Below are 24,461 nucleotides of genomic sequence, written 5' to 3' on the forward strand. Positions count from 1 at the left end.
TACTCACGCGGCTTCCGCGAGGGCATTGTCGTACTCACGCGGCTTCCGCGAGGGCACTGTCGTACCCCTCTGCGATGGTGGTCCTCATGGGCGAGCTGGTGGATCGGGTGGACGAGGAGGACCTCGTCGTCGGGGTGGTGGAGCGGGCCGAGGCCATCGAGAGGGGTTGGCTGCACCGGGTCGCGACCACCGTCTGCCGTGATCCGCGCGGCCGGATACTCGTGCATCGGCGGCCGGACGGCATCTCCCGGTTCCCGGGGCAGTACAACTGGCTGATCGGTGGGGCCGCGGGGGCCGGGGAGTCGTACGAGGAAGCTGCCGCCCGTGAACTCTCCGAGGAACTGGGGGTGTTCGGGGTGCCGGTGCGGCAGGTCTTCACGTTCCTGTGCCGTGGGGAGATCAGCCCCTACTGGCTGGGCGTGCATGAGGCCGTCGTGCGCGGGGTGATCGTGCCGGATCCGACGGAGATCGACTGGTACGGGTGGTTCGGGGAGGGCGAGTTGCTGGAGGCGGTCGGGCGGGGGGAGTTCGTGTCCGACGGAGTGGAGGCTCTGCGGCGGTATCTGGCCGCTTGAGTGACGCGCTTCAGCAGGCCGTGCTCACCGCGGGCCGGGACAGCTGCGGGCGGGGGAGGGCGGTGGCGCGGATCGCCGTGTGGGGCTTGCGGGTCGTGGTGAAGACGAACAGGCGCAGGACCAGGAAGCGGCCGATGCCGGCGAGAGCGGAGGCGGTGAGGTAGACCGCCTGCTCCGTGAGCATGCTCGGGGCCGCCTGGACCGTGTGCAGGAGGAACATCGCCGCGCTGGTGACGGCGTACGCTGCGACGGCCGACCCGGAGGACTGAAGGTGCCGGCGCAGACCCGCGCGGCCGCCCGTGCCGAAGGTGAACAGCGCGTGCAACTCGGTGCACAGGAGCGTGGAGACCACCGTGATCACCGCGTTCGCGACCGCCCACGGCATCGTCATGGCCACCAGCGGCACGGCGAAGCTGGACAGGACGCCGATCCCGCCGCCGCAGACGACGAAGCGCACGAAGGAGGCGAGCGGGCCGGGAGCCGCCGGGGCCGGCAGCGAGACCTGGGAGGAACGGGAGGGCGTGGACGGGGACTTGGTCCTGTCGGCCGTCTGCGGCTCCATGGTGGTGTTCCCTCCGGCTTGTCGCGAACAGCACGCGCCTCGCGCGCACTTCACGCGTTTCGCGGGGCTTCGCGATCTGCTCGATCCCTGGTGGATCAGCTGAGATCAACGATGCCGTCGCGCGCTCGCCGGATCGATGGAGCACCCTCCCGAACCGGGGGTAGGGCTGGCTACACCCTCGGGGTGGGGGGTTCCCGCCACCCCGACGCGCTCCCCCTCCCCAAGTCCCGCCCCGCTCCTCCCCCTCCCCCTCTCTCCCCCTACCCCTCCGCGTCCTTCGCCCGCAGCTCCTCGATGTACGCGAGCGCCAGGTCGGTCGTACGGCTGAACCAGTCGTGGAGTACGGCGATCTCGTCGGCGGAGTACTCGGCGAAGACGGCGTCGAGGCGGTCGTAGTACGGCTGGTAGAGGGCGACGACCTTGGTCACGGCGTCGGGGCGCGCGGCGACCCGGACGCGGCGGCGGTCGGTGGGGTCGGGGACGCGGGTGACGTAGCCGCCGCGTTCGAGGCGGTTGAGGATGCCGGTGACCGCGCCGGTCGTGACGTGGGCGTGCTCGGCGAGGTCGCCCGCGGTGAGGAGGTCCTCGCCGGCCTTCAGGACGTAGGCGAAGGACAGCAGGTCGGTGACGTTCAGACCCAGCCGCTGGGCCATCTCCTGCTGGCCGAGGTGGGCGGTGGCGATGAAGAAGTCCATCGCCTCCAGTGCCTGGGCCGTGGTGGCGGCGGGGCGGGGCTCGGCGGGCATCGGAATCCTGATTCTCTTAGTGCGTGAGAGATTTTTGCGCTAAATTTCTTAGGAGGTGAGAGAACTCGTCCAGGAGGATCTGTGAGCGCACATCAGTATGACGAGGGGCACACGGTCGCGGGGTGGACCGGCTTCGGCATAGCGACGGTGGGGACGGCCGTGCTGGGGCTGGGTGTGTGCACGGTCTCCGGCGCGCTGATCGCCGGCGGACTCGCGGTCACCGCGGTCAGCGTCCTCGTGACCTGGGCCCTGCATCTGTCCGGCTGGGGCAAGCCGCCGGGACGCCGGCCGCGTGCGGAGTGGGGCATGCGGGTGCGGGACACGGGCGCACGGGAGGGACATGCGGGGTGTGTCGGGTGCCGGCTGGCGGGGCGGGGAGGACGGCGGACCGCGGCGGTCGAGACCGGGGTCGGCACAGGTACCAGGGCTGAGGTCGGCCCAGGGGCCGAGGCCGGGACCGGGGTCGCGGCGGGGCAGGTCCCCGTGGAGTCGGTCGGCTGACCAGGCGCTTCGTCCCCTCGGCGACCCCCGTTGTCAGTGGTGCCCCCTACTCTCGTGAGGGATGGCACAGGCATGGAAGTGCGCGGGGCTGTGGTGGTCGGCCGACGGACCCGTGCTGCGGTGGGACGGCGGGCGGCGCAGTGCGCTGACCTGGGGGAAGCGGGTGGCCTTCGGGGTCGCGGAGGGGGGTGTGCGGACATGTGTGGGAGCGCGGGGGCATGCGTGTGCGGCACGGGCCGCGGTGTCGGGGCGGAGCACCGGGGCGCGCTGCGAGGAATGCGCGCGGCTGGACCGGGCGCACTCGGTGGCCGCCGACACCCTCGCGGACGACCCCCGGCCGTACCGGGTGTATCTGGCCTGGTTCGGGCCCGGCATGGTCAAGGTCGGCATCACGGCGTACGAACGGGGCTCCGCGCGGCTGCTGGAACAGGGCGCCGTCTGCTTCAGCTGGCTCGGCACCGGCCCGCTGATGGCGGCCCGGCGCACCGAGGAGCTGTTGCGGGCCGCGCTCTCGGTGCCGGACCGTGTTCCGTACGGCGACAAGCGGGCCGTACGGTCGTCCCTGCCGGCGTCGGCCCCCGAGCGGGCCGCCGAGATCGCCGAGTTGCATGCCCGGGCGATGACCCTGGGTGGTTGGCCGGAGTCCCTGGAGCGGGCGCCGTACGAACCGGCCGACCACGTCGGGACCTTCGGCCTCGCGGGGCTGCCCACCGCGAGGGGAGAGGTGAGGGAGCTCGTCGCGGGCGGGGTGGTGGGCGGTCGCCTGATCGCTGCCGCCGGGCCGGACCTTCATGTGGAGACGGAGGGGCAGGGGGTGGTCGTACTGGACACCCGCCTGATGACCGGCTGGGAGCTGGTGCCGGCCGAGGGGGCGACACCGGGGAACACCGTGCCGGTAAGGGAGTTCAAGGGGGTGCCGGGGGTTCAGGACCAGTTGTTCTGACGCCAAGGGGGAGCGGAAGGTCAAGAGTTGGATCCCTCGGTGATCCCGTTCGGCAAACCGGGTGGAGCACGGCTCGCCGTGCGTCGATCGTGGGGGACATGAGTGATCACCGTGTCGCACCTGACGTACCTGTCGCACCCGCCGCCTCCGTACCTGTCGCACCCGTCGCCGCCTTCGAACCGCCCTACTACGCCGTCGTGTTCACGTCCGTCCCCGCCGCGGACCGGGACGGGTACGACGAGACCGCCTCACGCATGGGGGAGCTGGTGCAGCGGATCCCCGGCTTCCTGGGGGAGGACTCGGCCAGTACGCCGGGCGGGCTGTCGGTTACCGTGGCCTACTTCCGGGACCTGGCCGGCATCGAGCAGTGGCGGCGCGACGAGGAGCACAGGGCGGCCAAGGAGTACGGCCGGGCCCACTGGTACGAGCGGTACTCCCTGCACATCGCCAGGGTGGAGCAGAGCCGGAGCTTCGAGCGGGTGCCGGGTGGAGCCCGGCCGAGCCGTGGCACACCGGTCCCGTCCGCGTCGTAGAACAAGCAGTTCCCAGGGGTTCCCTGAGAGGTGCCTGTGTGTTTCTCAGGGAAATCACAGATTGCCGAAAGGGCGTTCTCAGGGGGCCCCGACAGGGTGTTCACCATGACCACGACCTCGCCCCAGGGGCGCACCGAACTGCTGAGGCCGGACGGGAGCCCCGTCCGAGTGCTTGTGGTGGACGACGAGCTGTCGATCACCGAGCTGCTGTCCATGGCCCTGCGCTATGAGGGATGGCAGATCCGCAGCGCGGGGGACGGCATGGGTGCCGTGCAGACCGCGCGGGAGTTCCGGCCGGACGCCGTCGTCCTCGACATGATGCTGCCGGACATGGACGGGCTGGCCGTGCTCGGCCGGCTGCGCCGCGAGCTGCCGGACGTGCCCGTGCTGTTCCTGACGGCCAAGGACGCCGTCGAGGACCGTATCGCCGGGCTCACCGCCGGTGGCGACGACTACGTCACCAAGCCGTTCAGCCTCGAAGAGGTCGTGGCCCGGCTGCGCGGGCTGATCCGGCGGTCCGGCGCGGCCGACCGGCGGTCCGACTCCGTGCTGGTCGTCGGTGACCTCACGCTCGACGAGGACAGCCACGAGGTCTCGCGGGCCGGGGAGAACATCCACCTCACCGCCACCGAGTTCGAACTCCTGCGGTTCCTCATGCGCAACCCCCGGCGGGTGCTCAGCAAGGCGCAGATCCTCGACCGGGTGTGGTCGTACGACTTCGGCGGCCAGGCCAATGTCGTCGAGCTGTACATCTCGTACCTGCGCCGGAAGATCGACGCGGGACGTGAGCCGATGATCCACACCCGGCGCGGCGCGGGTTACCTGATCAAGCCCGCCGCCTCATGAGCGGGCGACGACGGCCGCGGGCGCAGAAGCGAGCAGGGCGAGCAGGCAAGCCGCGCACGCTGCGGACGCGGCTCGTCGTCGCGTCGGTGGTGCTGATCGCCGTGATCTGCGCGGTGATCGGCACGGTGACGACTCTGGCGTTGCGGTCGCATCTGTACGACCAGTTGGGCGACCAGGTCTTCGATGCGGGGAAGCGTCTGGCGGGGCCGCCGTTCAGCATTCCGGACGACCAGAACTCGAAAAACCAGACGCAGAACCAGTCCCAGACGCAGAACCAGAACCGGATCCAGGAGCAGGACCAGCTCGACGGCTTCGTCACGCACGGCCCCACGCAGGAGAACACCGTCGCCGCCGAGGTCGGCACCGACGGCACCATCTCCAAGGCGGTCATCGCCGTACGGGAGTCCAGCGACGTCGGCCAGCAGATGAACGCCGCCTCGCTGACCGCGGCCCAGCGGGCCGTGTTCGCCGGAGTGCCCACCACGGGCAAGCACGTCGTGACCATTCCGGACGTCGGCGAGTACCTGGTGATGTACGTCAAGGCGAGGGACGGCAGTACCGGCTACTACGTGGCGCTCCCCACCGACAGCGTGAGCAACACCGTCAACACCCTGATCCTCGTAGAGATCAGCGTCACCGCCGCCGGTCTCGGTGCCGCCGTCATCGCCGGTTACGTGCTGGTCGGGCTCGCCACCCGCCCCCTCCGCAAGGTCGCCAACACCGCCACCCGGGTCTCCGAACTGCCGCTGCACACCGGCGAGGTGAACCTCAGCGAGCGGGTGCCGGAGTCGGAGTGCGATCCGCACACCGAGGTCGGTCAGGTCGGCTCCGCGCTCAACAGGATGCTGGACCACGTCCACGGCGCCCTGCACGCCCGGCAGCAGAGCGAGATGCGGGTACGGCAGTTCGTCGCGGACGCCAGTCATGAGCTGAGGACCCCGCTCGCCTCCATCCGCGGATACGCCGAACTCACCCGGCGCGGCCGGGAACAGGTCGGCCCCGACACCCGGCACGCCCTGGGCCGTATCGAGTCCGAGGCGGGCCGGATGACGCTGCTCGTGGAGGACCTGCTGCTGCTCGCGCGCCTGGACGCCGGGCGGCCGCTCCAGTTCGAGCACACCGACCTGATCCCGCTCGTCGTGGACACCATCAGCGACGCCCGCGCGGCCGGCATGGACCACAACTGGCGCCTGGACCTGCCCGACGAACCGGCCCTGGTCGCCGGTGACGCGGCCCGCCTCCAGCAGGTGCTCATCAACCTGCTCGGCAACGCCCGCAAACACACCCCGGAGGGGACGACCGTCACCGCACGGGTGCAGCGGCGCGGCCCCTGGATGTGCGTGGACGTCGAGGACAACGGCCAGGGCATCCCGCCCGAACTGCTCCCGCACGTCTTCGAGCGGTTCGCGCGCGGTGACTCCTCGCGCTCCCGTGCCTCCGGCTCCACCGGGCTCGGCCTCGCCATCGTGCAGGCCGTCGCGACCGCGCACGGCGGCGCCGTGACCGTGGACAGCGTGCCCGGGCGCACCGTGTTCACCGTGCACCTGCCCGCGGTCGGTCCCGTGACCCCGCGTCCGGCCCCCGAAACGAACTGGCAATCGCACTCACAGGCACAGCACAGCGCCGCCATATGGGTGCAACAGGGGGCCTGACCAGAGTCGTTCCCATGCGAACCGACTCTTCTCCCGGCACCCTGCCGGCGCGGGAGCACCTCCCGGCCGGCGACGCCGGTACGCCTGTCCTGGACGTAGTGATCCCCGTCTACAACGAGGAGAAGGACCTCCAGCCGTGTGTGCTGAGACTGCACGAGCACCTCGAGCGCACGTTCCCGTACGCGTTCCGCATCACCATCGCGGACAACGCGTCGACGGACACCACTCCCCTGGTGTCGCGGCGGCTGGAGGCGGAGATCCCGGAGGTCAGGGCCTTCCGGCTGGAGCAGAAGGGCCGTGGCCGGGCGCTCAGGACCGTCTGGTCCGCCTCGGACGCCCCGGTCCTCGCCTATATGGACGTGGACCTGTCCACCGACCTCAACGCCCTGCTGCCGCTGGTGGCCCCGCTCATCTCGGGCCACTCCGACCTGGCGATCGGCTCCCGGCTCGCCCGCAGCTCCCGGGTCGTACGCGGCCCCAAGCGTGAGTTCATCAGCCGGGCGTACAACCTGATCCTGCGCGGCTCCCTTCAGGCCCGCTTCTCCGACGCGCAGTGCGGCTTCAAGGCCATCCGGCGTGACGTGGCGCAGGTCCTGCTGCCGCTGGTCGAGGACACCGGCTGGTTCTTCGACACCGAGATGCTGGTCATCGCCGAGCGCGCGGGCCTCCGTATCCACGAAGTGCCCGTCGACTGGGTCGACGACCCCGACTCCACCGTCCACATCGTCAAGACGGCCACCGACGACCTGAAGGGGGTGTGGCGCGTGGGGAAGGCCCTGGCCACCGGCGCGCTGCCGCTGGACCGGATCGCCCGCCCGTTCGGCGACGACCCGCGCGACCGTGACGTCCAGGACGTGCCGAAGGGGCTGGCCCGCCAGCTCGTCGGGTTCTGTGTCGTCGGCGGTCTGTCGACCCTGTTCTACTTGCTGCTCTACAGCGTCTTCCGGCAGTTCGGCGGCTCCCAGACCGCCAACGCGCTGGCCCTGCTGGTCTCGGCGGTCGCCAACACCGCGGCCAACCGGCGGCTGACCTTCGGGGTGCGCGGGCGGGGCGGCGCGGTCCGCCACCAGGCGCAGGGCCTGGTCGTCTTCGGTATCGGCCTCGCGCTGACCAGCGGTTCACTCGCCGCGCTCAACGCGGCCAGCAGCGACCCGGCGCACTCCACCGAGCTGGCGGTGCTGATCGCCGCCAACCTCGCGGCGACCGTGCTGCGCTTCCTGCTCTTCCGGGCCTGGGTCTTCCCCGACCGCGACGAGGACCAGCCCCGGTCCACGGTGATCGCCACCCACACGCCGCCCGCCACGGACATGCCGCCCGCCACGCACGCGCAGCCGGCCACGCAGCCAGCCATGCCGTCCTACGGCACGCAGCAGGCAAACGGCACCGAGCAGCGCTACGCCCCGCTGCCCACGCGCCCGACGGAGCACCAGTACGCGCCGGCGCCGTACACCCCGCAATCCCCGTACGACACGACCGAGTTCCGCGCCGGTGAAGCCGCGGAGCAGCGCTCCTGGAAGGACGCCACCATGCGCCTCGACCCGGTGCGTCCGACCGACACCGACCCGAGGAGCTCCTGATGACCACGCAGACCGACCATCCGGCCCAGCAGGGTTCCGGGTGGGGTCCGGCGGTGACCGTGACGGACCCGCACGAGCCCGTCGCTCCCCCGGCCCCCGAGTCCGGTGAACCCCAGCAGCCCTTCGTCCGCGGACTGTGGCGCGGCCGCCCCGAGGACCCCCGCTGGGCCCGCCCGGCCCTCTGGGGCCTGCTGCTCGCCACCGCGGCGCTCTACTTCTACAACCTGAGCGCCTCCGGCTACGCCAACTCCTTCTACTCGGCGGCCGTCCAGGCCGGCACCAAGAGCTGGAAGGCGATGTTCTTCGGCTCGCTGGACGCGGGCAACGCCATCACCGTGGACAAGCCCTCGGCGTTCCTGTGGCCGATGGAGATCGCGGCCAGGATCTTCGGCCTGAACTCCTGGACGATCCTCGGCCCCGAGGTCCTCATGGGTGTCGGCACCGTCGCCGTCGTCCATGCCTCCGTACGACGCCGGTTCAGCCCCGGGGCCGGTCTGATCGCGGGCGCGGTGCTCGCGCTCACTCCCGTCGCGGCGCTGATGTTCCGGTTCAACAACCCGGACGCGATGCTGGCCCTGCTGATGGCGCTGGCCTGCTACTTCGTCGTACGGGCCGTCGAGGACGGCCGGACGAAGTGGCTGGTGTGGGCGGGCGTGGCGATCGGCTTCGCGTTCCTCGCCAAGACCCTCCAGGCCTTCCTGATCCTGCCGGCGCTGGCCTTCGTGTACGCGGCGGTCGGCCCGCACCGGCTGAGGAAGCGGATCGGTCAACTGGCCCTGGCCACCCTCGCCCTGGTCGTCTCCGGTGGCTGGTGGGTCGCGATCGTCGAGCTGTGGCCCGCCTCCTCCCGCCCCTACATCGGCGGCTCGCAGAACAACTCGTTCCTTGAACTGACCTTCGGCTACAACGGACTCGGCCGGCTCAACGGCGAGGAGACCGGCTCGGTCGGCGGCGGCGGTGGCGGCACCGGCGGCAACTGGGGCGAGACCGGCTGGAACCGGATGTTCAACTCCGAGATCGGCAGCCAGATCTCCTGGCTGCTGCCGGCCGCGCTGATCCTGCTGGTCGCGGGCCTGGTGGCGACCCGGAAGCTCAAGCGGACCTCGGTGACCCGGGCCTCGTTCCTCGTCTGGGGCGGCTCGCTGCTGATCACCCTGGTGGTCTTCAGCTTCATGGCGGGCATCTTCCACCAGTACTACACGATCGCCCTGGCCCCCTACATCGCCGCCGTGGTCGGCATGGGCGCCGGAATCCTCTGGGAGAAGCGCGCCGGGACGTGGGCCTCGCTCACCCTCGCGGCGGCGGTCGTGGCCGGTGCCGCCTGGGGGTACGTCCTCCTCAACCGCACCCCCGACTACCTGCCCTGGCTGAGGTGGCTGGTGCTGGTCGGCGGCCTGGTCGCCGCGCTCGGCCTGATCTTCGTGGCCCGGCTCGGCAGGCAGCTGGCGCTCGGTGCGGCGGCCCTGGGCATCGTGGCCGCGCTGGCCGGTCCCACGGCGTACACGCTCAGCACGGTGAACTCCGCGCACACCGGGTCCATCCCGACGGCGGGTCCGGCGGGCGCGAGCATGATGGGCTTCGGCGGCGGCCGGGGCGGCGGTCCCGGCGGCGGCGGTGCGGGTGGCTTCGGCGGCCAGAACCAGCAGAACGGGAACGGCAACGGCAACACGCAGGGCCAGGGCTTCCCGGGCGGCGGCACAGGCGGCACCACCGGCGGTACAGGCGGCTTCGGCGGTGGCATGCCGGGCCAGAACGGCACCACCCAGGGCAACGGCACCACCCAGAACCAGCGGGGCGGCATGGGCGGCGGCGGTGGCGTCGGCGGCCTGCTCAACGGCGCGACCGTCTCCTCCGAGGCCGAGAAGCTGCTCCAGGCCGACGCGGACGACTACACCTGGGCGGCGGCCGCGATCGGTGCCCAGAACGCCGCGAGCTACCAGCTCGCCACCGACGAGTCCGTCATGGCGATCGGCGGCTTCAACGGCACCGACCCGTCCCCGACGCTGGCCCAGTTCAAGAAGTACGTGGCGGACGGCAGGATCCACTACTTCATCTCCAGCGGCACCGGCGGTGGCATGGGCGGCAGCAGCAGCGGTACGTCCTCGCAGATCACCTCCTGGGTCGAGGCCAACTTCAAGAAGGTGACGGTCGGTTCGGCCACCTTCTACGACCTCACCCAGAAGGCGAGCGGCTGACGTAGGGCGTACGACAGGAGTGGGGGCGGTGACCGCGGGGTCGCCGCCCCCACTCCTGTCGTACGGCGAGAATCAGCGTTGTACGGCGTATAAGAACTCCTCTACGGTGTACAGCATGACCGCTCCCGCCCCCGTCACCGTCTCCCAGGGCCACCCCCAGCGCTGGCTGATACTCGGCGTCATCTGTCTCGCCCAGCTGACCGTGCTCCTCGACAACACGATCCTGAACGTGGCGATCCCCTCGCTCACCAGCGAACTGGGCGCCGCCACCGCCGACATCCAGTGGATGATCAACGCGTACTCGCTGGTGCAGTCGGGCCTCCTGCTCACCGCGGGCAGCGCCGCCGACCGCTACGGCCGCAAGAAGATGCTGGCCGCCGGCCTGGTGCTGTTCGGGGTGGGCTCGCTGGCCGCGGGCCTCGCCGACTCCACCGCCCAGCTGATCGCGGCGCGGGCCGGGATGGGCGTCGGCGGGGCGCTGCTGATGACCACCACGCTCGCCGTGGCGATGCAGATCTTCGCGCCCGAGGAGCAGCCGCGGGCGATCGGCATCTGGGCGGCGGTGAACTCCCTCGGCTTCGCGACCGGCCCCCTCCTGGGCGGCTTCATGCTGAACCACTTCTGGTGGGGCGCGATCTTCCTGATCAACCTGCCGGTCGCCGCGCTCGCCCTGGTCGCGGTGGTGATCCTGGTCCCCGAGTCCAAGGCTGTGTCTTCCCGGGGGGCCACCCCCGGACCCCCGGGCCGCGGCGACCGCCCCGACCTCCTCGGCGCGCTCCTGTCCACCATCGGCATGGCCTCCCTGGTGTTCGCGATCATCTCCGGCCCGGAGCACGGCTGGACGTCCGGCCGGGTGCTGGTGCCGGCGGCCGTGGCGGTCGGGGTCCTCGCGGGGTTCGCGTGGTGGGAGAGCCGGATCCCCCACCCCATGCTCGACATGCACTTCTTCCGCGACCGCCGGTTCACGGGCGCGGTGGCCGGCGCGGTGCTGATCACCTTCGGGATGGGCGGCTCCCTGTTCCTGCTCACCCAGCACATGCAGTTCGTCCTCGGTTACGGCCCCCTGGAGGCGGGGCTGCGCACGGCACCGCTCGCGCTGATGATCGTGGCCCTCAACTTCACGGGCCTGTCGGCGAAGTGGTCGGCACGGCTCGGGACCCCGCTCTCCATCGGGCTCGGCATGGCGGTGATGGCGGCGGGCCTCTTCTCGATCGCCACGCTCACCGACCACGGGTATCCGGGCACGCTGCTCGGGCTGGTGCTGATCGGTGCGGGGGCGGCGGTCGCGAGCCCCGCGATGGCCCACGCGATCATGAGCGCGATCCCGCCGGAGAAGGCCGGGGTGGGAGCGGGGATCAACGGCACGGTGGCGGAGTTCGGACAGGGGCTGGGAGTGGCGGTGCTGGGCGCGGTGCTCAACGCCCGGTTCGCGGCGGGGATTTCGGTGGCGGCGGTGTCCCTGCCGGGGGCGTTGGGGGAGGCGGGGTCGGCTTCGGAGCGGGCGCGGATCACTGACGCGTTTGCCTCCGGCCTGGAGAGCAGTCAAATGGTGGGAGCGGTGGCTGTGTTGCTGGGTGGGGTGGTCGCGGCTGTTTTGTTGCGGCGGGCGGAGCGGGAGGCAGTCGCCTGAGGGGGTGGGGCTTCTCGGTCGTCGGCGGGTGCGGGAGCGTCGTGGCTGGTCGCGCCCACGCGGCGGAGCCGCAAATCGACGCAGCCCCGCGCCCCTTAAGTTGGAAGGCACCTGGCATCTTTGCCAGTGGACGAATGTCTCGGGAAGGTGCGCCATGGCTAACGCAGGCCAAAAAGCCTCAGGCCGGACCAGTGTCTGGCTTGACGGCAAGGTGCGCCGGGGTGGGCGTGGGGGAGGGCAGCCCTCGGGGCTGGACCGGGACCGGATCACCGAGGCCACGGTGCGGCTGCTCGACATGGACGGCCTGGCCAAGTTCTCGATGCGGCGGCTGGCCGCGGAGCTGAACGTGACCGCGATGTCCGTCTACTGGTACGTCGAGACCAAGGACGACCTCCTCGAACTCGCCCTGGACGCGGCCTTCGGCGGACTGCGACTGCCGGACCCGGAGGCCGAGGAGGAGGACTGGCGGGACCAACTCCGCACGATCGCCCGGGAGTACCGGGGTCTGCTGGTCCGGCACCCCTGGGTCTCCCCGCTGGCCGGGACCTTCCTCAACATCGGCCCGAACTCGCTGGCCCTGTCCCGGACCGTGCACCGGGTCGTCCGCAGGACCGGCCTGCCCGCCCACGGCATCACGGGCGCGATCTCCGCCGTCTTCCAGTTCGTCTACGGCTTCGGCACCATCGAGGGCCACTTCATCAGCCGCTCCGCACAGGCCGGCATGACCCAGGAGGCCTACTTCCGCCACGCGATGGCATCAGCGACCCGGTCGCCCGACGCCGCCGAGATCCTCAAGGAGAACGAGGAGATCATGGAGGCGAGGGGCGGCGACACGGTGGAGGAGATGAGAGACAGGGACTTCACGTTCGCCCTGGACCTACTCGTGGCAGGCATCGAAACGATGGTGAGTGCAACTCCCCAGGGGCGCGGGGAACGGCGCGACCAGCCACAGTGAACCCGCACCCGCCGACGAACGAGAAGTCCCCACCCCCTCACGCGTCCGGCGAAGCCAACCTCGCCGGAAAACCACCCGTAGCCACAGGACCCCACCGCTCCGGCGTGACCCGAATGATCGACTTCCCCTGCCGCACCATCGCCGAACGGTACTCGTCCCAGTCCGGATGCTCCCCCGAGATGTTCCGGAAGTACTCCACCAACGGCTCCACGGACTCCGGCGAGTCGATGACCTCCGCGGTCCCGTCGACCTGCACCCACGGCCCGTCCCAGTCGTCGCTCAGCACGACCACGCTCACCCGCGGATCCCGCTTCGCGTTCCGCGTCTTCGCCCGCTCGGGATACGTCGACACCACGATCCGCCCCGAGTCGTCCACCCCGCACGTCAACGGCGAGGCCTGCGGCGACCCGTCCCCGCGCCGGGTCAGCAGGATCGCCCGGTGCCGGGGGCGCACGAAGTCCAGCAGTTCGTCGAGGGAGACGGCCGTATTGCTCGCGATGTTCGGTGCCATGGAATCAGCCTAGTTGGAGCGCCACCGAGTTCCAGCGCACGGTGTCCCGCCCGAGTCTGTCCGCTCCCTCGGCCACGATCCGCAGCGGTCTCAGCCCGGCTTCCGCCCCGTGCCCGGCGACCTCCTCGGGCGCGATGTCGTACATCAGCCGGTCCGCCGGAGGCACCCCGCGCCGCAGGGTGATCAGCAGCAGCCCGCCCGGGGCCAGCAGCCCGGCCAGCCGGCGCATCGCGCGCGGCCGCTCCTCCGGCCGCAGGTGCATCCACACCGCGGACAGCAGGACGACGTCGTACGGTCCCCGCACACGACGGAGATCCGGCAGCGCGTCCGCCAGCCACCTCACCCCGCTGCCCGGGTGCAGCCGCTCCGCCACCCCGCGCAGCTCCGCCACCGGCTCCACCGCGTCGACGGTGAACCCGCGCCCGGCCAGCGCCGCCGCGTCCCGCCCGGTCCCCACGCCGACGTCCAGCACCCGCGCGGGCGCATCCGGCAACAGGTCCAGCAACGCCCCGTGCACGCTCTCGAACGAGACGCTCTCGTACACCTCTCCCAGCCGCTCCGCCGACTCGGCGTAGTAGCCCTGCACCCCCGTGATCGGCTCCATGTTCAAACCGTACGACCCACCACTGACAACGCCCCGGACGACGCCCTCACCCCTGCGGCAGCGACTCCCCCTGCACGGCCTGCACATCGAGCTCGACCTTGAGCGTCGTCCCGATCGCGGCGATCCCCGCCTGCACGACCTGGTTGTAGTTCATGGCGAAGTCCTCCCGCCGCAGCTGGGTGGTCGCGCGGAAGGCGGCGCGGGTCCCGCCCCAGGGGTCGGCACCCGTGCCCAGGTAGGCGAGGTCCAGGTCGACGGGCCGTACGACACCGCGCATCGCCAGCTCACCCCGTACGGTCCAGCGGTCCGTACCGGCCACGACCAGCCCCGTCGACCGGTACGTGATCTCCGGGTACCGCTCCACGTCCAGGAAGTCCGCCGACCTCAGGTGCTCGTCCCGCATCGCGTTCCCGGTGTCGATGGAGGCCGCCCGGATGACCGCCTCCACCCGGGACTTGGTCACGTCGTCCGGGGCGACCTCGATCGCCGCGGTGAAGTCGGTGAACCGCCCGTGGACGCTGGAGATGCCCAGGTGCTGGGCGACCGCGCCCACGCTGGAGTGGGCCGGGTCGACGGTCCAGGGGCCGGGCGGCGGGAGTTCCGCCCCGCCGAGCCGGGCCAGCGTGACCGTGCCGACCTCGGCCCGCCCGCTCGCGGTGACGATCGCGCTGGAGGCGGCGGGCGCGTACCCGACGGCCGTGACGATGACGGTGTACGGCCCCGGCTCCAGCGGGGTCCCGTCCCGTACGGCGCCCTCCGCGTCGGCCTCCGCGCGCAGCACCTGCGTCCCGGTCATGTCGGTCACCGTGACGACCGCGTGCGACACGGCCCATCCGTCCCGGGTGCGGATCCTCGCGGTCAGTCCCATTTCACGTACCTCTCCAGGAAGACCGGCCCGTGGCGGGCGCGCACCTCCGCTCGGAGCGCGCTCCCCCGCCACGGGCCGGAGTGGGTGGACTACTCGCCGGGGTGGGCGAGTTCGATGTCGTGGCCGTCGACCGCCGGGCCGCTGACCGTCAGGGCCGTCGCCTGCGGCGGGTAGCCCGTGGCGATGACCGTGTACTCGCCGCCGTCCAGGTCGGTGAAGGCGTACGCCCCGTCCGTCCCGGTGGTGGCGGTGCCGACCACGTTGCCGGCCGCGTCCACGAGGGTGACCCGCGCGTCCGCCAGGGGGCCGTGCGGTGCCCGGACGACACCCTGGAGGCGGGCGCCGGAGTCCAGGTCCACCTCGATGCGGGTGACGCCGGTGCCGCCGACCTCGACGGGCAGGGCGCGCGGCCGGAACCCGGCGGCGTTGACGGCGACGGTCACGGCACCCGGCACCAGCTCGCCGAACGCGAACTCGCCCTGCTCACCGGTGGTCCCGGTGGCCAGCAGATCGCCCCGCACATCGGTGACGATCACCATGGCGTCCTTGACCGGCTCCCCGTTCTGCGCGGCCCGCACGAGCCCGTTGAGCCCGCTGGTGCCGCTGAGGAGGACGTCGTAGGCCACCGGCTCGCCGCCCACGAGGACCGTGGACGCCTGCGGCTGGAACCCGTCCGCGGAGGCGATCAGGACGTACGACCCGACGCTCGGCGCCTCGACCGCGTAGGAACCGTCGGCCTGGGTGACCGAGCGGCCCAGCTGCCGTCCCGCGAGGGAGATCAGCGTGACCGCGGCCTGCGGGACCGGAGCGCCCTCGTTGCCGCGGACGAAGCCGCGGACCGGGATGCCGCCGGAGCCGTCACCGGACGCCTCGGGCCGGGCGAGGGTGGCCACGGCGGACAGCCGCTGGGTGCCTTCGGGAGCGGTCTCGGTGTCGGAGGTGGTGGTGGCCCAGCTCGGGGTGTGTCCCGCGGCCGGAGCCTCGGCCGTCTCCGCGGGGACCTCGGCCGGCGACTCGTCCGTCGCCGCCTGCGCCAGCGCGCCCCTGGTCCTCAGCGGGACCTCCTTGATGAACAGCGTGATCAGGAACGCCACGGCCGCGAGGGCGCCGGCGATCAGGAAGACGTCGGCGATGCCGTGGCCGTAGGAGCTCTCCATGAGGGTGCGGATCGGGGCCGGCAGCTTGCCCAGGTCCGGGATGCTGTCGGTGGAGGAGCCGGAACCGGCCAGTGCCGCCCGGTACTTGGGGTCGAGGGCGGCGACGCCGTCCGAGACGTAGTGGGTGATCCGGTGGGACATGACCGCGCCCAGCGCGGAGACGCCGACCGCACCGCCCAGGGACCGGAAGAAGGTGACCGTGGAGCTGGCCGAGCCGAGGTCCGAGGGGTCGACCTGGTTCTGGGTGCACAGCACCAGGTTCTGCATCATCATGCCGATGCCGAGACCCAGCAGGGCCATGAAGATCGACATCTTCCAGTAGGCCGTGTCGTACCGGATGGTCCCGAGCAGTCCGAGCCCGGCCGTCACCAGCACACCACCGCTGACCAGCCACGCCTTCCAGCGCCCGGTGCGGGTGATGAACTGCCCGGAGACGGTCGAGGAGATGAACAGTCCGCCGATCATCGGGATGGTCATGACGCCCGACATCGTCGGGGACTTGTCGCGGGCCAGCTGGAAGTACTGGCTGAAGAAGACCGTGCCGGTGAACATCGCGACACCGACGAACAGCGAGGCCAGCGACGCCAGCGTGATGGTGCGGTTCTTGAACAGGCGCAGCGGGATGATCGGTTCGGCCGCCTTGGACTCGATCAGCACGAACAGCAGACCGAGGACGACCGACCCACCGACCATGGTGTACGTCTGCCACGACAGCCAGTCGTACTTGTCACCGGCGAAGGTGACCCAGACCAGCAGCAGGGAGACGGCGGCGGCGATGAAGGTCGCGCCGGCCCAGTCGACCTTGACGTCCCGCTTCACGACGGGCAGGTGCAGGGTCTTCTGGAGCACGATCAGGGCGAGGACGGCGAAGGGGACGCCGACGTAGAAGCACCAGCGCCAGCCCAGCCACGAGGTGTCGGTGATGACACCGCCGAGCAGCGGGCCGCCGACGGTGGCGACGGCGAAGGTCGCGCCGAGGTAGCCGGAGTAACGGCCGCGCTCGCGCGGGGAGATCATCGCGGCCATCACGATCTGCGCGAGGGCGGAGAGCCCGCCCACGCCGATGCCCTGCACGACACGGCAGGCGATCAGCATGCCCGGGTTCTGCGAGAGGCCGGCGGCCATCGAACCCAGCACATAGATGACCAGGGCTATCTGGACGAGCGCCTTCTTGCTGTACAGGTCGGCGAGCTTGCCCCACAGCGGGGTGGCCGCGGTCATCGACAGCAGGGCGGCGGTGACGACCCAGGTGTAGGCGGACTGGCCACCGCCGAGGTCGCTGATGATGTGCGGGAGCGCGTTGGTGACGATCGTGGACGACAGGATCGCCACGAACATGCCGAGCAGCAGGCCGGAGATGGCCTCCATGATCTGCCGGTGCGTCATCGGGGCGTACTCGGCGGAGCCTCCCCCGTGCTTGGCGTGAGCCCGCACACCGGCTGGTGTGGTCGTTGCCATGGGCTTCCTTCTCTTACTTGGTGATCGCGGGTGTACGGGTGGTCTGTTCGTCTACGAGGGGTGCGGGCGGCCGGAGTTCGGGGCCGTGCGCGCGGGTGTCGTCGAAGCTCGCCCGCAGCCGTGCCATCAGCGCGGTCAGCTGGGCCACCTCGTCGTCACTCCAGTCGCTCAGCCGCTCGGCGAGCATGAGGCAGGTCCGCCGGGACAGCTGGTCCAGGAGCGCATGGCCGGCCGGCGTCAGCCGGAGGATGCGCGAGCGCCGGTCCGCCGGGTCGGGGGAGCGCTCGATCCAGCCGCGCTCGGCGACGTGCGCCACATGGCGGCTGGTCACGGACATGTCCACGGCGAGCAGCTCGGAGAGCTTGCTCATGCGCATGTCTCCGTAGCGCCCGAGGAGGGTCAGCACGGCGGCGGAGCCGGAGGGGCACTCGGACGGCATCATCCGCCCCAGCTCCCGCTTCACGGCACCGAAGGCGCTGAACTGGCGGATCAGCTCCTCGTATCGCGCCTGCTCGGCCATCACACCTCCCGTATTCGTTGCTTAGGGCAACCATAGGCGTGCTTGGTTGCTACAGGCAAATAAAACGGGGTGAGTGCGGCATAAAAACTTGGCAAAGGCAAGTATTGCGAACGTAAACCAGCACGTGAGGCCCCCTGATACCCCCGTCAGCCCCGCACTTGGGCCCCACTGCCGGATTCGCTAGGGTCTCTGGGCATGGCTGACAACCAGGGCCCCCAGGGCAACTACGACCCCGCCGGCAGCACCCAGATGTTCCGCGCCTTCGTCGACGAGGGTCCCCAGGGCGGACGGCAGCAGGCCGCCGCCCCCGCCTCCGCCGGCCCCCGCGTGGGCCTGATCATCGGCGTGATCGTCGCCGTCGCGGTCGTGGCCGCGGTGGCCTGGCTGGCGCTGAAGTAGGCGGACCTACCTCCACCGGACGGTGACGTCCCGCGTCTCCACCCGCATGCCCACCGGCACGCGCCACGCGTCGACGCACACCGTCCAGGTCCTCACCACACGCGCGCCGGCATCGATCGGAACCGGGAGTCCCGCCGTGGACTCCACGGTCGCCCAGTCGATGCCGAGCGCGCCGATGACGTGTGTCCCGAAGGTGACGGCACCCGAAGTCACCGGCAGGCCCCCGGTGTTGCGGAACTCCAGGGTGACGTCCTCGCACCAGCGCTGGTCGGTCGCCTCCCGGACCGGCTCGGACCAGCCGAGCGCCGCGGGTTCCGGGGTGGCCTCCGCGGAGGGGGAGGCCGAGGGGGTACGACCGTCCCCGGCGCCCTCGGTGGACCGCGCGGGCGCGCTCGTGGCACCGCCGACGCCGACCGGCCCGCCCGTCCCGGGAGCGCCGCCCGGCGCAGCGGCCGCCGCGCCGGCATCCGGCGATCCTGCCGAGGCGCCGCCGGGGGAGACGGAGTCCGCCGGTCCCGGGCCCCTGCCCGGCCCGGACGGCGTCCTGGGGAGCGGCACCAGCGTCACGTCCCCCGTCGGCCTGACGGCCGTACCGGAAGAAGGGGACGGGCCGCCCGCCGCGCCCGTGGCGACGTAACCCTCGCCGGTGCCGCCGCCGCACGCGGCCAGGGCCGTGCCGAGACAGACGACGGCCGCCGACGCGCCGATCAGGGCGCACCGACGGCCAGGTGTCCAGGTCGTCCGGGGTGAGCGAGGCATCGCGCCATGGTGGCTGACGTCCCGTCAGATGGGAACCCCCGTGCGGGGACGGCATCAGTCGGAGATGAGGCCCTCGCGCAGCTGGGCCAGCGTGCGGGTGAGCAGGCGGGAGACGTGCATCTGGGAGATGCCGACCTCCTCGCCGATCTGCGACTGGGTCATGTTGGCGAAGAAGCGGAGCATGATGATCTGCCGCTCGCGGGGCGGCAGCTTCGCCAGCAGGGGCTTGAGGGACTCGCGGTACTCCACGCCCTCCAGGGCGGTGTCCTCGTAGCCGAGGCGGTCCGCGAGGGAGCCCTCGCCGCCGTCGTCCTCCGGGGCCGGGGAGTCCAGCGAGGAGGCGGTGTAGGCGTTGCCCACCGCGAGGCCGTCGACGACGTCCTCCTCGGACACGCCGAGCACCGAGGCGAGTTCGGCGACCGTCGGGGAGCGGTCCAGCTTCTGGGAGAGCTCGTCGCTGGCCTTGGTGAGGGCCAGGCGGAGCTCCTGGAGGCGGCGCGGGACGCGGACCGACCACGAGGTGTCGCGGAAGAACCGCTTGATCTCGCCCACGACCGTCGGCATCGCGAACGTCGGGAACTCCACGCCCCGTTCGCAGTCGAAGCGGTCGATCGCCTTGATCAGGCCGATGGTGCCGACCTGGACGATGTCCTCCATCGGCTCGTTGCGCGAGCGGAAGCGGGCGGCCGCGTAGCGCACCAGCGGGAGGTTGAGCTCGATGAGGGTGTCCCGGACGTACGCGCGCTCGGGGCTGTTCTCGTCGAGTGCGGCGAGCCGCAGGAAGAGGGAGCGGGACAGGGTGCGGGTGTCGATGGCTCCGGACGCGGCCGGCAGGGCCGGGGTCGGGGCGGCCTCGACAGCCGGGACGTCGATGAGCGCGGGCGCAGCCTCGCTCTTCGTGAGCGTGAGCACCTTCGAGCTGCCCTGGTCTGCGGACATGCCACCCCCTTTGGGTCGCGGGACGGTACGGCGAACGCTCCGTCGAGGAACGTCAGCCTTCACCTGAATACCGGAGCCGAAGCCCTGGCAAACGCGCTTCCGGAAGAATGTCACATGTCGGCAACACGCTGTAGTGACATGTCGACATGTGAGACTCGAATCCGCCCTGGATAAAGGGGGTCTGACGGTTTTTCGGCACAGAAGTGTCGGGAACGGCGCCGGTGAGCGATTCGCTCGCGCCGGTTACGCCTCGACAGTGCTTGCGAACTGCGGTGTTACGGAACGTGCGACCGTGCGCCCCTTATGCATCCGCTATGCGCCCGGAACTACGCGTCGATCCGATTGGCGGAGCGCAGCCGCTGGAAGCTACGCGCGAGTAGCCTCGAAACGTGCATCTGTGAGACGCCGAGTTCCGCGCTGATTTGCGACTGGGTGAGGTTGCTGTAGTAGCGCAGGAGAAGGATTCTCTGTTCGCGCTCGGGCAGTTGCACCAGCAGATGCCGGACCAGATCGCGGTGCTCCACGCCGTCCAGGGCCGGGTCCTCGTAGCCGAGCCGGTCCAGGAGCCCGGGCATCCCGTCGCCCTCCTGGGCCGCCTCCAGCGAGGTGGCGTGGTACGACCGTCCGGCCTCGATGCAGGACAGCACCTCGTCCTCGCCGATGCGCAGCCGCTCGGCGATCTCGGCGGTCGTGGGGGTGCGTCCGAAGGCGGTCGTCAGGTCCTCGGTGGCGCCGTTGACCTGCACCCACAGCTCGTGCAGCCGGCGCGGGACGTGGACCGTGCGGACGTTGTCGCGGAAGTACCGCTTGATCTCGCCGACGACGGTCGGCATCGCGAAGGTGGGGAACTGCACGCCCCGGTCCGGGTCGAAGCGGTCGATGGCGTTGATGAGCCCGATGGTGCCGACCTGGATCACGTCCTCCATCGGTTCGTTGCGGGAGCGGAACCGGGCGGCCGCGTAGCGCACGAGCGGGAGGTTGGCCTCGATGAGCGCCGCCCGCACCCGGCTGTGCTCCGGCGTGCCCGGCTGGAGCCCCTTCAACTGGCCGAAGAGCACCTGGGTGAGCGCCCGGGTGTCGGCGCCGCGGCTGCGGGGGGCCGCCTCCTGGGGAGGGGCCGCCTCCTGGGGAGGCGCGGTACTGGCCGACACGGTCAACGCCACCTCTTCGTTGGTCAACTCATCCGTCAAAAGCGGTCATAGCATCACAAGACATGTGCACTGTGTGCAAGCACCGCATAACGTTGGGTTACGCCGTGTTGAGGGGCAGGTTCGAGCAAGTTCGGGCGTAAGACGCCGAAAAGCCTCCCGCCGTTCCCGGCGGGAGGCTTCGGAGCTGGGGCTCAGTACGTCCGGACTCAGTACGCGTAGTCCGCGACCACCCAGGTCGCGAACTCCTTCCACAGCGCCACGCCCGCCTGGTGCTCCGGGTGCTCGGCGTAGGTCCGCAGCGCCGCCACGTCCTCGAAGCCGGAGTTGATCGCGAAGTCGTAGGCGATGGGGCGGTCGCTGATGTTCCAGCCCAGCTCCCAGAAGCGGATCTCGGGGATCTTGCCGTCCAGGGCGCGGAAGGCCTCGACGCCCGCGACGACCCGCGGATCGTCGCGCTCGACACCCTCGTTGAGCTTGAACAGGACGAGATGGCGGATCATGGGCGTTCCCTCGGTTCGGTCAGTGCGCGCCGTCGGCCAGCCAGGTGAAGAAGTCGCCCACGGCCTTGGCGGCGTCCGATATGCCCTGGAACCCTATCTGCACGTAGTCGGCGGCCTTGGCCGGGTCCGTGATGATCACGTACAGGACGAAGACCACGACCAGATAGACGGCGATCTTCTTACCGTTCACCGCCACCGCGGCCTCCCCCGCTTCTGCTGTTGCTTATGGGGCGCGAGTGTAACCGGGGTGATCAGTACGCATGAAGGGCCCCGTCTTACGACGGGGCCCTTCTCAAGCGGTAGCGGAGGGATTTGAACCCTCGGTGACTTGCGCCACACTCGCTTTCGAGGCGAGCTCCTTCGGCCGCTCGGACACGCTACCGAGGGAGACCTTACAGCAAGGTGGGGCGTGCTTTGAAATCGGTAATCGGGGGTCCCCTCAGCGGTCCCGGAAGAACTCCGTGAGGAGCCGGGCGCATGCGTCGGCGAGGACTCCCCCGACGACCTCGGGGCGGTGGTTGAGGCGCCGGTCGCGGACGACGTCCCAGAGGGAGCCGGCCGCGCCCGCCTTCTCGTCCCGGGCGCCGTAGACGACCCGCTCCACCCGGGACTGCACGATCGCGCCCGCGCACATCGTGCAGGGCTCCAGCGTGACGACGAGCGTGCAGCCGGTCAGCCGCCACTCGCCGAGCTCCGCCGCCGCCCTCCTGATCGCGAGGATCTCGGCGTGCGCGGTCGGATCGCCGCCGGCCTCGCGTTCGTTGTGGCCGGCCGCGAGCACGGTCGTACCGTCCGGGGACAGGACGACGGCGCCCACCGGGACGTCCGCGCCCGCCCTGCCGGCCTCGTCGAGGGCGAGCCGCATGGCGGCCCGCCAGCGGTCCCGGACCGGGTCCGGGGCGCCGTCTTCTGCGGTCGGTGCGGTCAGCGGACGGTCTCCAGCACCTCCGAGGCGCCCAGGGCCTCGGCGATCTCGGTGAGCGCGTCCTCGGACAGGGACTTCAGCTCCTTCTCGGTGACGCCCAGGTCGTCGAGGACCGCGGCGTCACCGACCGGACCGTGCGGCACGGCTTCGGCGGAGCCGCCGCCGCTCTCGGCGTCGTCGTCCTCGTCGTCCTCACCGTCCTCGGTGCCGTCGAGGTCGAGGGCGTCCAGGTCGGGGTCGTCGTCGCCGGGCTCCCTTCCGAGCAGTTCGTCGGTGAGCAGGATCTCGCCGTACGAGCTGCGGGCGGCGGCTGCGGCGTCCGAGACGTAGATACGAGGGTCTTCCTCACCGTCGATCCGGACGACGCCGAACCACGCGTCCTCCTGCTCGATGAGGACGAGCACCGTGTCGTCCTCGGCCGCGGCTTCCCGGGCGAGGTCGGCCAGATCCGACAGCGTCTCCACATTGTCGAGGAGCTCTGTGTCGCTCGCTTCCCACCCGTCTTCGGTGCGCGCGAGCAGTGCGGCGAAGTACACCGTGACTCTCCCACTGGTCATAGGCGTGCCGGTTGGGGGTCCCCCCGGCGGAGGTGCGGGCGGGGAGAGCTCGGCTCCGAGCCCCACCCACTCGGAATCGTGGCAGAAACAAGGCGTTCAGGGGACGTCTTCGGCACCCTGTGTCCGGTGGTTTTGATCGCACGCGCGTCGGCACGTCGGTGAAGGAATCACCAGCGCACTCGTCGCCGCCACGAGCGGGATCGTACGCGGCTTTTCCAAGGGCCTTCGCACGGCCACCTGTTCAGCGCACCGCGCGGGCGTCGCCGACGGGGTTCCCGGGCTCCTCGGGCGCGTGGACTTTCCTACCAGCGGAAGGTCCGCATACGCATCGCGTGCCGCAGCCGGGCCACCTTCGCCCGGCGTGGCTGGACCCGGTCGCGCAGCTCACGGGCCTCCGCGAGGTCGCGCAGGAACTGGGCGCGACGGCGGCGGCGCTCGGCGTCGGTCTCGCCCGAGTCGCGGGGGCCGCTCGGGTCGCGGGGACCCGGGTCGCGGCGGCCGCGCGCGTCCTGGGGGCCGCGTGGCTCTTGGGGGCCGCTCGGGTCCCGGGGTTGCCCGGGCTCTCCCGAGCCCCTCGTGCGCCTCGGTCGCTGTCGTGACGGTTTCCGCCCGGATTCGCGCTCCGGCAGGTCAGGCATAGGCTCACCACCCTGTTGTCCGTCCCTCCCACTTTCCCTCGGACGGGCGGTTTGACGCCAGCGCGAGCGGGGCGGTGGTGCCGGTTACTGTTGTGGACATGCGTCTCCACGTCGTCGACCACCCCCTGGTCGCCCACAAGCTCACCACGCTGCGCGACCAGCGCACCGACTCCGCGACCTTCCGCCGTCTCGCCGACGAGCTGGTCACCCTGCTCGCCTACGAGGCCACGCGTGACGTGCGCACCGAGGCGGTCGACATCAGGACGCCGGTCGCCGCGACGACCGGGGTGAAGCTGTCGTACCCGCGGCCGCTGGTGGTGCCGATCCTGCGGGCCGGGCTCGGCATGCTGGACGGCATGGTCCGGCTGCTCCCGACCGCGGAGGTCGGCTTCCTCGGCATGATCCGCGACGAGGAGACCCTCCAGGCCACCACGTACGCGGCGCGCATGCCGGAGGACCTCTCGGGCCGTCAGGTCTACGTCCTCGACCCGATGCTCGCCACCGGCGGCACCCTGATCGCGGCGATCCGCGAGCTGATCAAGCGCGGCGCGGACGACGTGACCGCGGTGGTGCTGCTGGCGGCGCCGGAAGGCGTGGAGATCATGGAACGCGAGCTGGCGGGCACGCCGGTCACGGTCGTCACGGCAGCCGTCGACGACCACCTGAACGAACACGGCTACATCGTGCCGGGCCTGGGAGACGCGGGAGACCGCCTGTACGGCGCGGCCGAGTAGCGGCTGCAGGTCGGTGGGCGCGGGCG

Annotated in this window: 27 protein-coding genes and 1 tRNA gene; 12 read left to right on the forward strand and 16 right to left on the reverse strand. The window is 71.2% G+C overall.

Features of this window, described 5'->3' with window-relative positions:
- Window positions 1-86: 86 nt before the first annotated feature.
- Entirely contained in the window at window positions 87-575 is a 489-nt protein-coding gene (locus tag OHN19_RS22065) for an NUDIX hydrolase (RefSeq protein ID WP_330269675.1), read from the forward strand.
- A 10-nt stretch (window positions 576-585) separates the two neighbouring features.
- Here the strand turns inward: OHN19_RS22065 and OHN19_RS22070 are convergent, their stop codons facing one another.
- A complete protein-coding gene (locus OHN19_RS22070) occupies window positions 586-1,137 on the reverse strand; it encodes a GtrA family protein (protein WP_330265845.1) in 552 nt (183 codons plus the stop codon).
- Between the two features lie 260 nt (window positions 1,138-1,397).
- A complete protein-coding gene (locus tag OHN19_RS22075; RefSeq protein WP_330265846.1) occupies window positions 1,398-1,883 on the reverse strand; it encodes a MarR family winged helix-turn-helix transcriptional regulator in 486 nt (161 codons plus the stop codon).
- Window positions 1,884-1,964: 81 nt separating this feature from the next.
- Here OHN19_RS22075 and OHN19_RS22080 point away from each other — a divergent pair, with 81 nt between their 5' ends.
- The 9 genes from OHN19_RS22080 (at window position 1,965) to OHN19_RS22120 (ending at window position 12,715) form a co-directional block, all read left to right on the forward strand.
- Window positions 1,965-2,384, forward strand: coding sequence for an HGxxPAAW family protein (locus tag OHN19_RS22080; protein WP_330265847.1), 420 nt, complete (start codon window positions 1,965-1,967; stop codon window positions 2,382-2,384).
- Window positions 2,385-2,445: 61 nt separating this feature from the next.
- Window positions 2,446-3,327, forward strand: coding sequence for a DUF2797 domain-containing protein (locus tag OHN19_RS22085; RefSeq protein WP_330265848.1), 882 nt, complete (start codon window positions 2,446-2,448; stop codon window positions 3,325-3,327).
- A gap of 98 nt (window positions 3,328-3,425) precedes the next feature.
- A complete protein-coding gene (locus OHN19_RS22090; protein WP_330265849.1) occupies window positions 3,426-3,860 on the forward strand; it encodes an antibiotic biosynthesis monooxygenase in 435 nt (144 codons plus the stop codon).
- A 105-nt stretch (window positions 3,861-3,965) separates the two neighbouring features.
- Window positions 3,966-4,706, forward strand: a complete 741-nt coding sequence (locus OHN19_RS22095; RefSeq protein WP_330265850.1) for a response regulator transcription factor — start codon at window positions 3,966-3,968, stop codon at window positions 4,704-4,706.
- Window positions 4,703-6,358, forward strand: a complete 1,656-nt coding sequence (locus OHN19_RS22100; protein WP_330265851.1) for a HAMP domain-containing sensor histidine kinase — start codon at window positions 4,703-4,705, stop codon at window positions 6,356-6,358. The genes OHN19_RS22095 and OHN19_RS22100 overlap by 4 nt, the downstream gene beginning before the upstream one ends.
- 14 nt (window positions 6,359-6,372) lie before the next feature.
- Complete coding sequence (locus OHN19_RS22105) at window positions 6,373-7,935, forward strand: bifunctional glycosyltransferase family 2/GtrA family protein (RefSeq protein ID WP_330265852.1); 1,563 nt, start codon at window positions 6,373-6,375, stop codon at window positions 7,933-7,935.
- Window positions 7,935-10,130 (forward strand): glycosyltransferase family 39 protein, encoded by a 2,196-nt coding sequence (locus OHN19_RS22110; RefSeq protein ID WP_330265853.1) that lies wholly within the window; start codon window positions 7,935-7,937, stop codon window positions 10,128-10,130. Before OHN19_RS22105 ends, OHN19_RS22110 begins: the two co-directional genes overlap by 1 nt.
- A gap of 115 nt (window positions 10,131-10,245) precedes the next feature.
- On the forward strand, window positions 10,246-11,760 hold the full coding sequence (locus tag OHN19_RS22115) for an MFS transporter (RefSeq protein WP_330265854.1): 1,515 nt from the start codon (window positions 10,246-10,248) through the stop codon (window positions 11,758-11,760).
- A gap of 154 nt (window positions 11,761-11,914) precedes the next feature.
- Window positions 11,915-12,715, forward strand: coding sequence for a TetR/AcrR family transcriptional regulator (locus OHN19_RS22120; RefSeq protein ID WP_330265855.1), 801 nt, complete (start codon window positions 11,915-11,917; stop codon window positions 12,713-12,715).
- 37 nt (window positions 12,716-12,752) lie between these two features.
- Here the strand turns inward: OHN19_RS22120 and OHN19_RS22125 are convergent, their stop codons facing one another.
- The 5 genes from OHN19_RS22125 to OHN19_RS22145 form a co-directional block, all read right to left on the reverse strand.
- Entirely contained in the window at window positions 12,753-13,226 is a 474-nt protein-coding gene (locus OHN19_RS22125) for a PPOX class F420-dependent oxidoreductase (RefSeq protein WP_330265856.1), read from the reverse strand.
- Between the two features lie 4 nt (window positions 13,227-13,230).
- Window positions 13,231-13,830, reverse strand: a complete 600-nt coding sequence (locus tag OHN19_RS22130) for a class I SAM-dependent methyltransferase (RefSeq protein WP_330265857.1) — start codon at window positions 13,828-13,830, stop codon at window positions 13,231-13,233.
- Between the two features lie 46 nt (window positions 13,831-13,876).
- Complete coding sequence (locus OHN19_RS22135) at window positions 13,877-14,698, reverse strand: YceI family protein (RefSeq protein WP_330265858.1); 822 nt, start codon at window positions 14,696-14,698, stop codon at window positions 13,877-13,879.
- An 89-nt stretch (window positions 14,699-14,787) separates the two neighbouring features.
- Window positions 14,788-17,313: an MFS transporter gene (locus tag OHN19_RS22140; RefSeq protein ID WP_330265859.1), complete on the reverse strand. Its 2,526-nt coding sequence runs from the start codon at window positions 17,311-17,313 to the stop codon at window positions 14,788-14,790.
- 13 nt (window positions 17,314-17,326) lie between these two features.
- Entirely contained in the window at window positions 17,327-17,833 is a 507-nt protein-coding gene (locus OHN19_RS22145; RefSeq protein ID WP_330265860.1) for a MarR family winged helix-turn-helix transcriptional regulator, read from the reverse strand.
- Window positions 17,834-18,028: 195 nt separating this feature from the next.
- Between OHN19_RS22145 and OHN19_RS22150 the strand changes: the two genes are divergently transcribed.
- On the forward strand, window positions 18,029-18,232 hold the full coding sequence (locus OHN19_RS22150; protein WP_330265861.1) for a hypothetical protein: 204 nt from the start codon (window positions 18,029-18,031) through the stop codon (window positions 18,230-18,232).
- A 6-nt stretch (window positions 18,233-18,238) separates the two neighbouring features.
- Here OHN19_RS22150 and OHN19_RS22155 read toward each other — a convergent pair whose 3' ends face one another.
- The 9 genes from OHN19_RS22155 to OHN19_RS22195 all read right to left on the reverse strand — a co-directional run bounded on the left by OHN19_RS22155 (window position 18,239) and on the right by OHN19_RS22195 (window position 23,701).
- Complete coding sequence (locus OHN19_RS22155) at window positions 18,239-18,991, reverse strand: hypothetical protein (protein WP_330265862.1); 753 nt, start codon at window positions 18,989-18,991, stop codon at window positions 18,239-18,241.
- Window positions 18,992-19,045: 54 nt separating this feature from the next.
- Window positions 19,046-19,930 (reverse strand): RNA polymerase sigma factor SigF, encoded by an 885-nt coding sequence (locus OHN19_RS22160; RefSeq protein WP_020134018.1) that lies wholly within the window; start codon window positions 19,928-19,930, stop codon window positions 19,046-19,048.
- Window positions 19,931-20,256: 326 nt separating this feature from the next.
- Entirely contained in the window at window positions 20,257-21,120 is an 864-nt protein-coding gene (locus OHN19_RS22165; protein WP_330265863.1) for an RNA polymerase sigma factor SigF, read from the reverse strand.
- A gap of 167 nt (window positions 21,121-21,287) precedes the next feature.
- Window positions 21,288-21,581: a Dabb family protein gene (locus OHN19_RS22170; protein WP_330265864.1), complete on the reverse strand. Its 294-nt coding sequence runs from the start codon at window positions 21,579-21,581 to the stop codon at window positions 21,288-21,290.
- 19 nt (window positions 21,582-21,600) lie between these two features.
- Window positions 21,601-21,777 carry a hypothetical protein gene (locus OHN19_RS22175; protein WP_330265865.1) on the reverse strand — a complete coding sequence of 59 codons (177 nt, stop codon included), beginning with the start codon at window positions 21,775-21,777 and terminating at the stop codon, window positions 21,601-21,603.
- A 101-nt stretch (window positions 21,778-21,878) separates the two neighbouring features.
- Window positions 21,879-21,963 (reverse strand) — tRNA-Ser (locus OHN19_RS22180).
- Between the two features lie 57 nt (window positions 21,964-22,020).
- A complete protein-coding gene (tadA, locus tag OHN19_RS22185; protein WP_330265866.1) occupies window positions 22,021-22,446 on the reverse strand; it encodes a tRNA adenosine(34) deaminase TadA in 426 nt (141 codons plus the stop codon).
- A gap of 59 nt (window positions 22,447-22,505) precedes the next feature.
- Window positions 22,506-23,042 carry a hypothetical protein gene (locus tag OHN19_RS22190; protein WP_330269676.1) on the reverse strand — a complete coding sequence of 179 codons (537 nt, stop codon included), beginning with the start codon at window positions 23,040-23,042 and terminating at the stop codon, window positions 22,506-22,508.
- A gap of 323 nt (window positions 23,043-23,365) precedes the next feature.
- Window positions 23,366-23,701, reverse strand: coding sequence for a hypothetical protein (locus tag OHN19_RS22195; RefSeq protein ID WP_330269862.1), 336 nt, complete (start codon window positions 23,699-23,701; stop codon window positions 23,366-23,368).
- Window positions 23,702-23,799: 98 nt separating this feature from the next.
- Here OHN19_RS22195 and upp point away from each other — a divergent pair, with 98 nt between their 5' ends.
- Window positions 23,800-24,435: a uracil phosphoribosyltransferase gene (upp, locus tag OHN19_RS22200; RefSeq protein ID WP_330265867.1), complete on the forward strand. Its 636-nt coding sequence runs from the start codon at window positions 23,800-23,802 to the stop codon at window positions 24,433-24,435.
- Window positions 24,436-24,461: the final 26 nt, after the last annotated feature.

The organism is Streptomyces griseorubiginosus (assembly GCF_036345115.1).
Lineage (GTDB): Bacteria > Actinomycetota > Actinomycetes > Streptomycetales > Streptomycetaceae > Streptomyces > Streptomyces griseorubiginosus_C.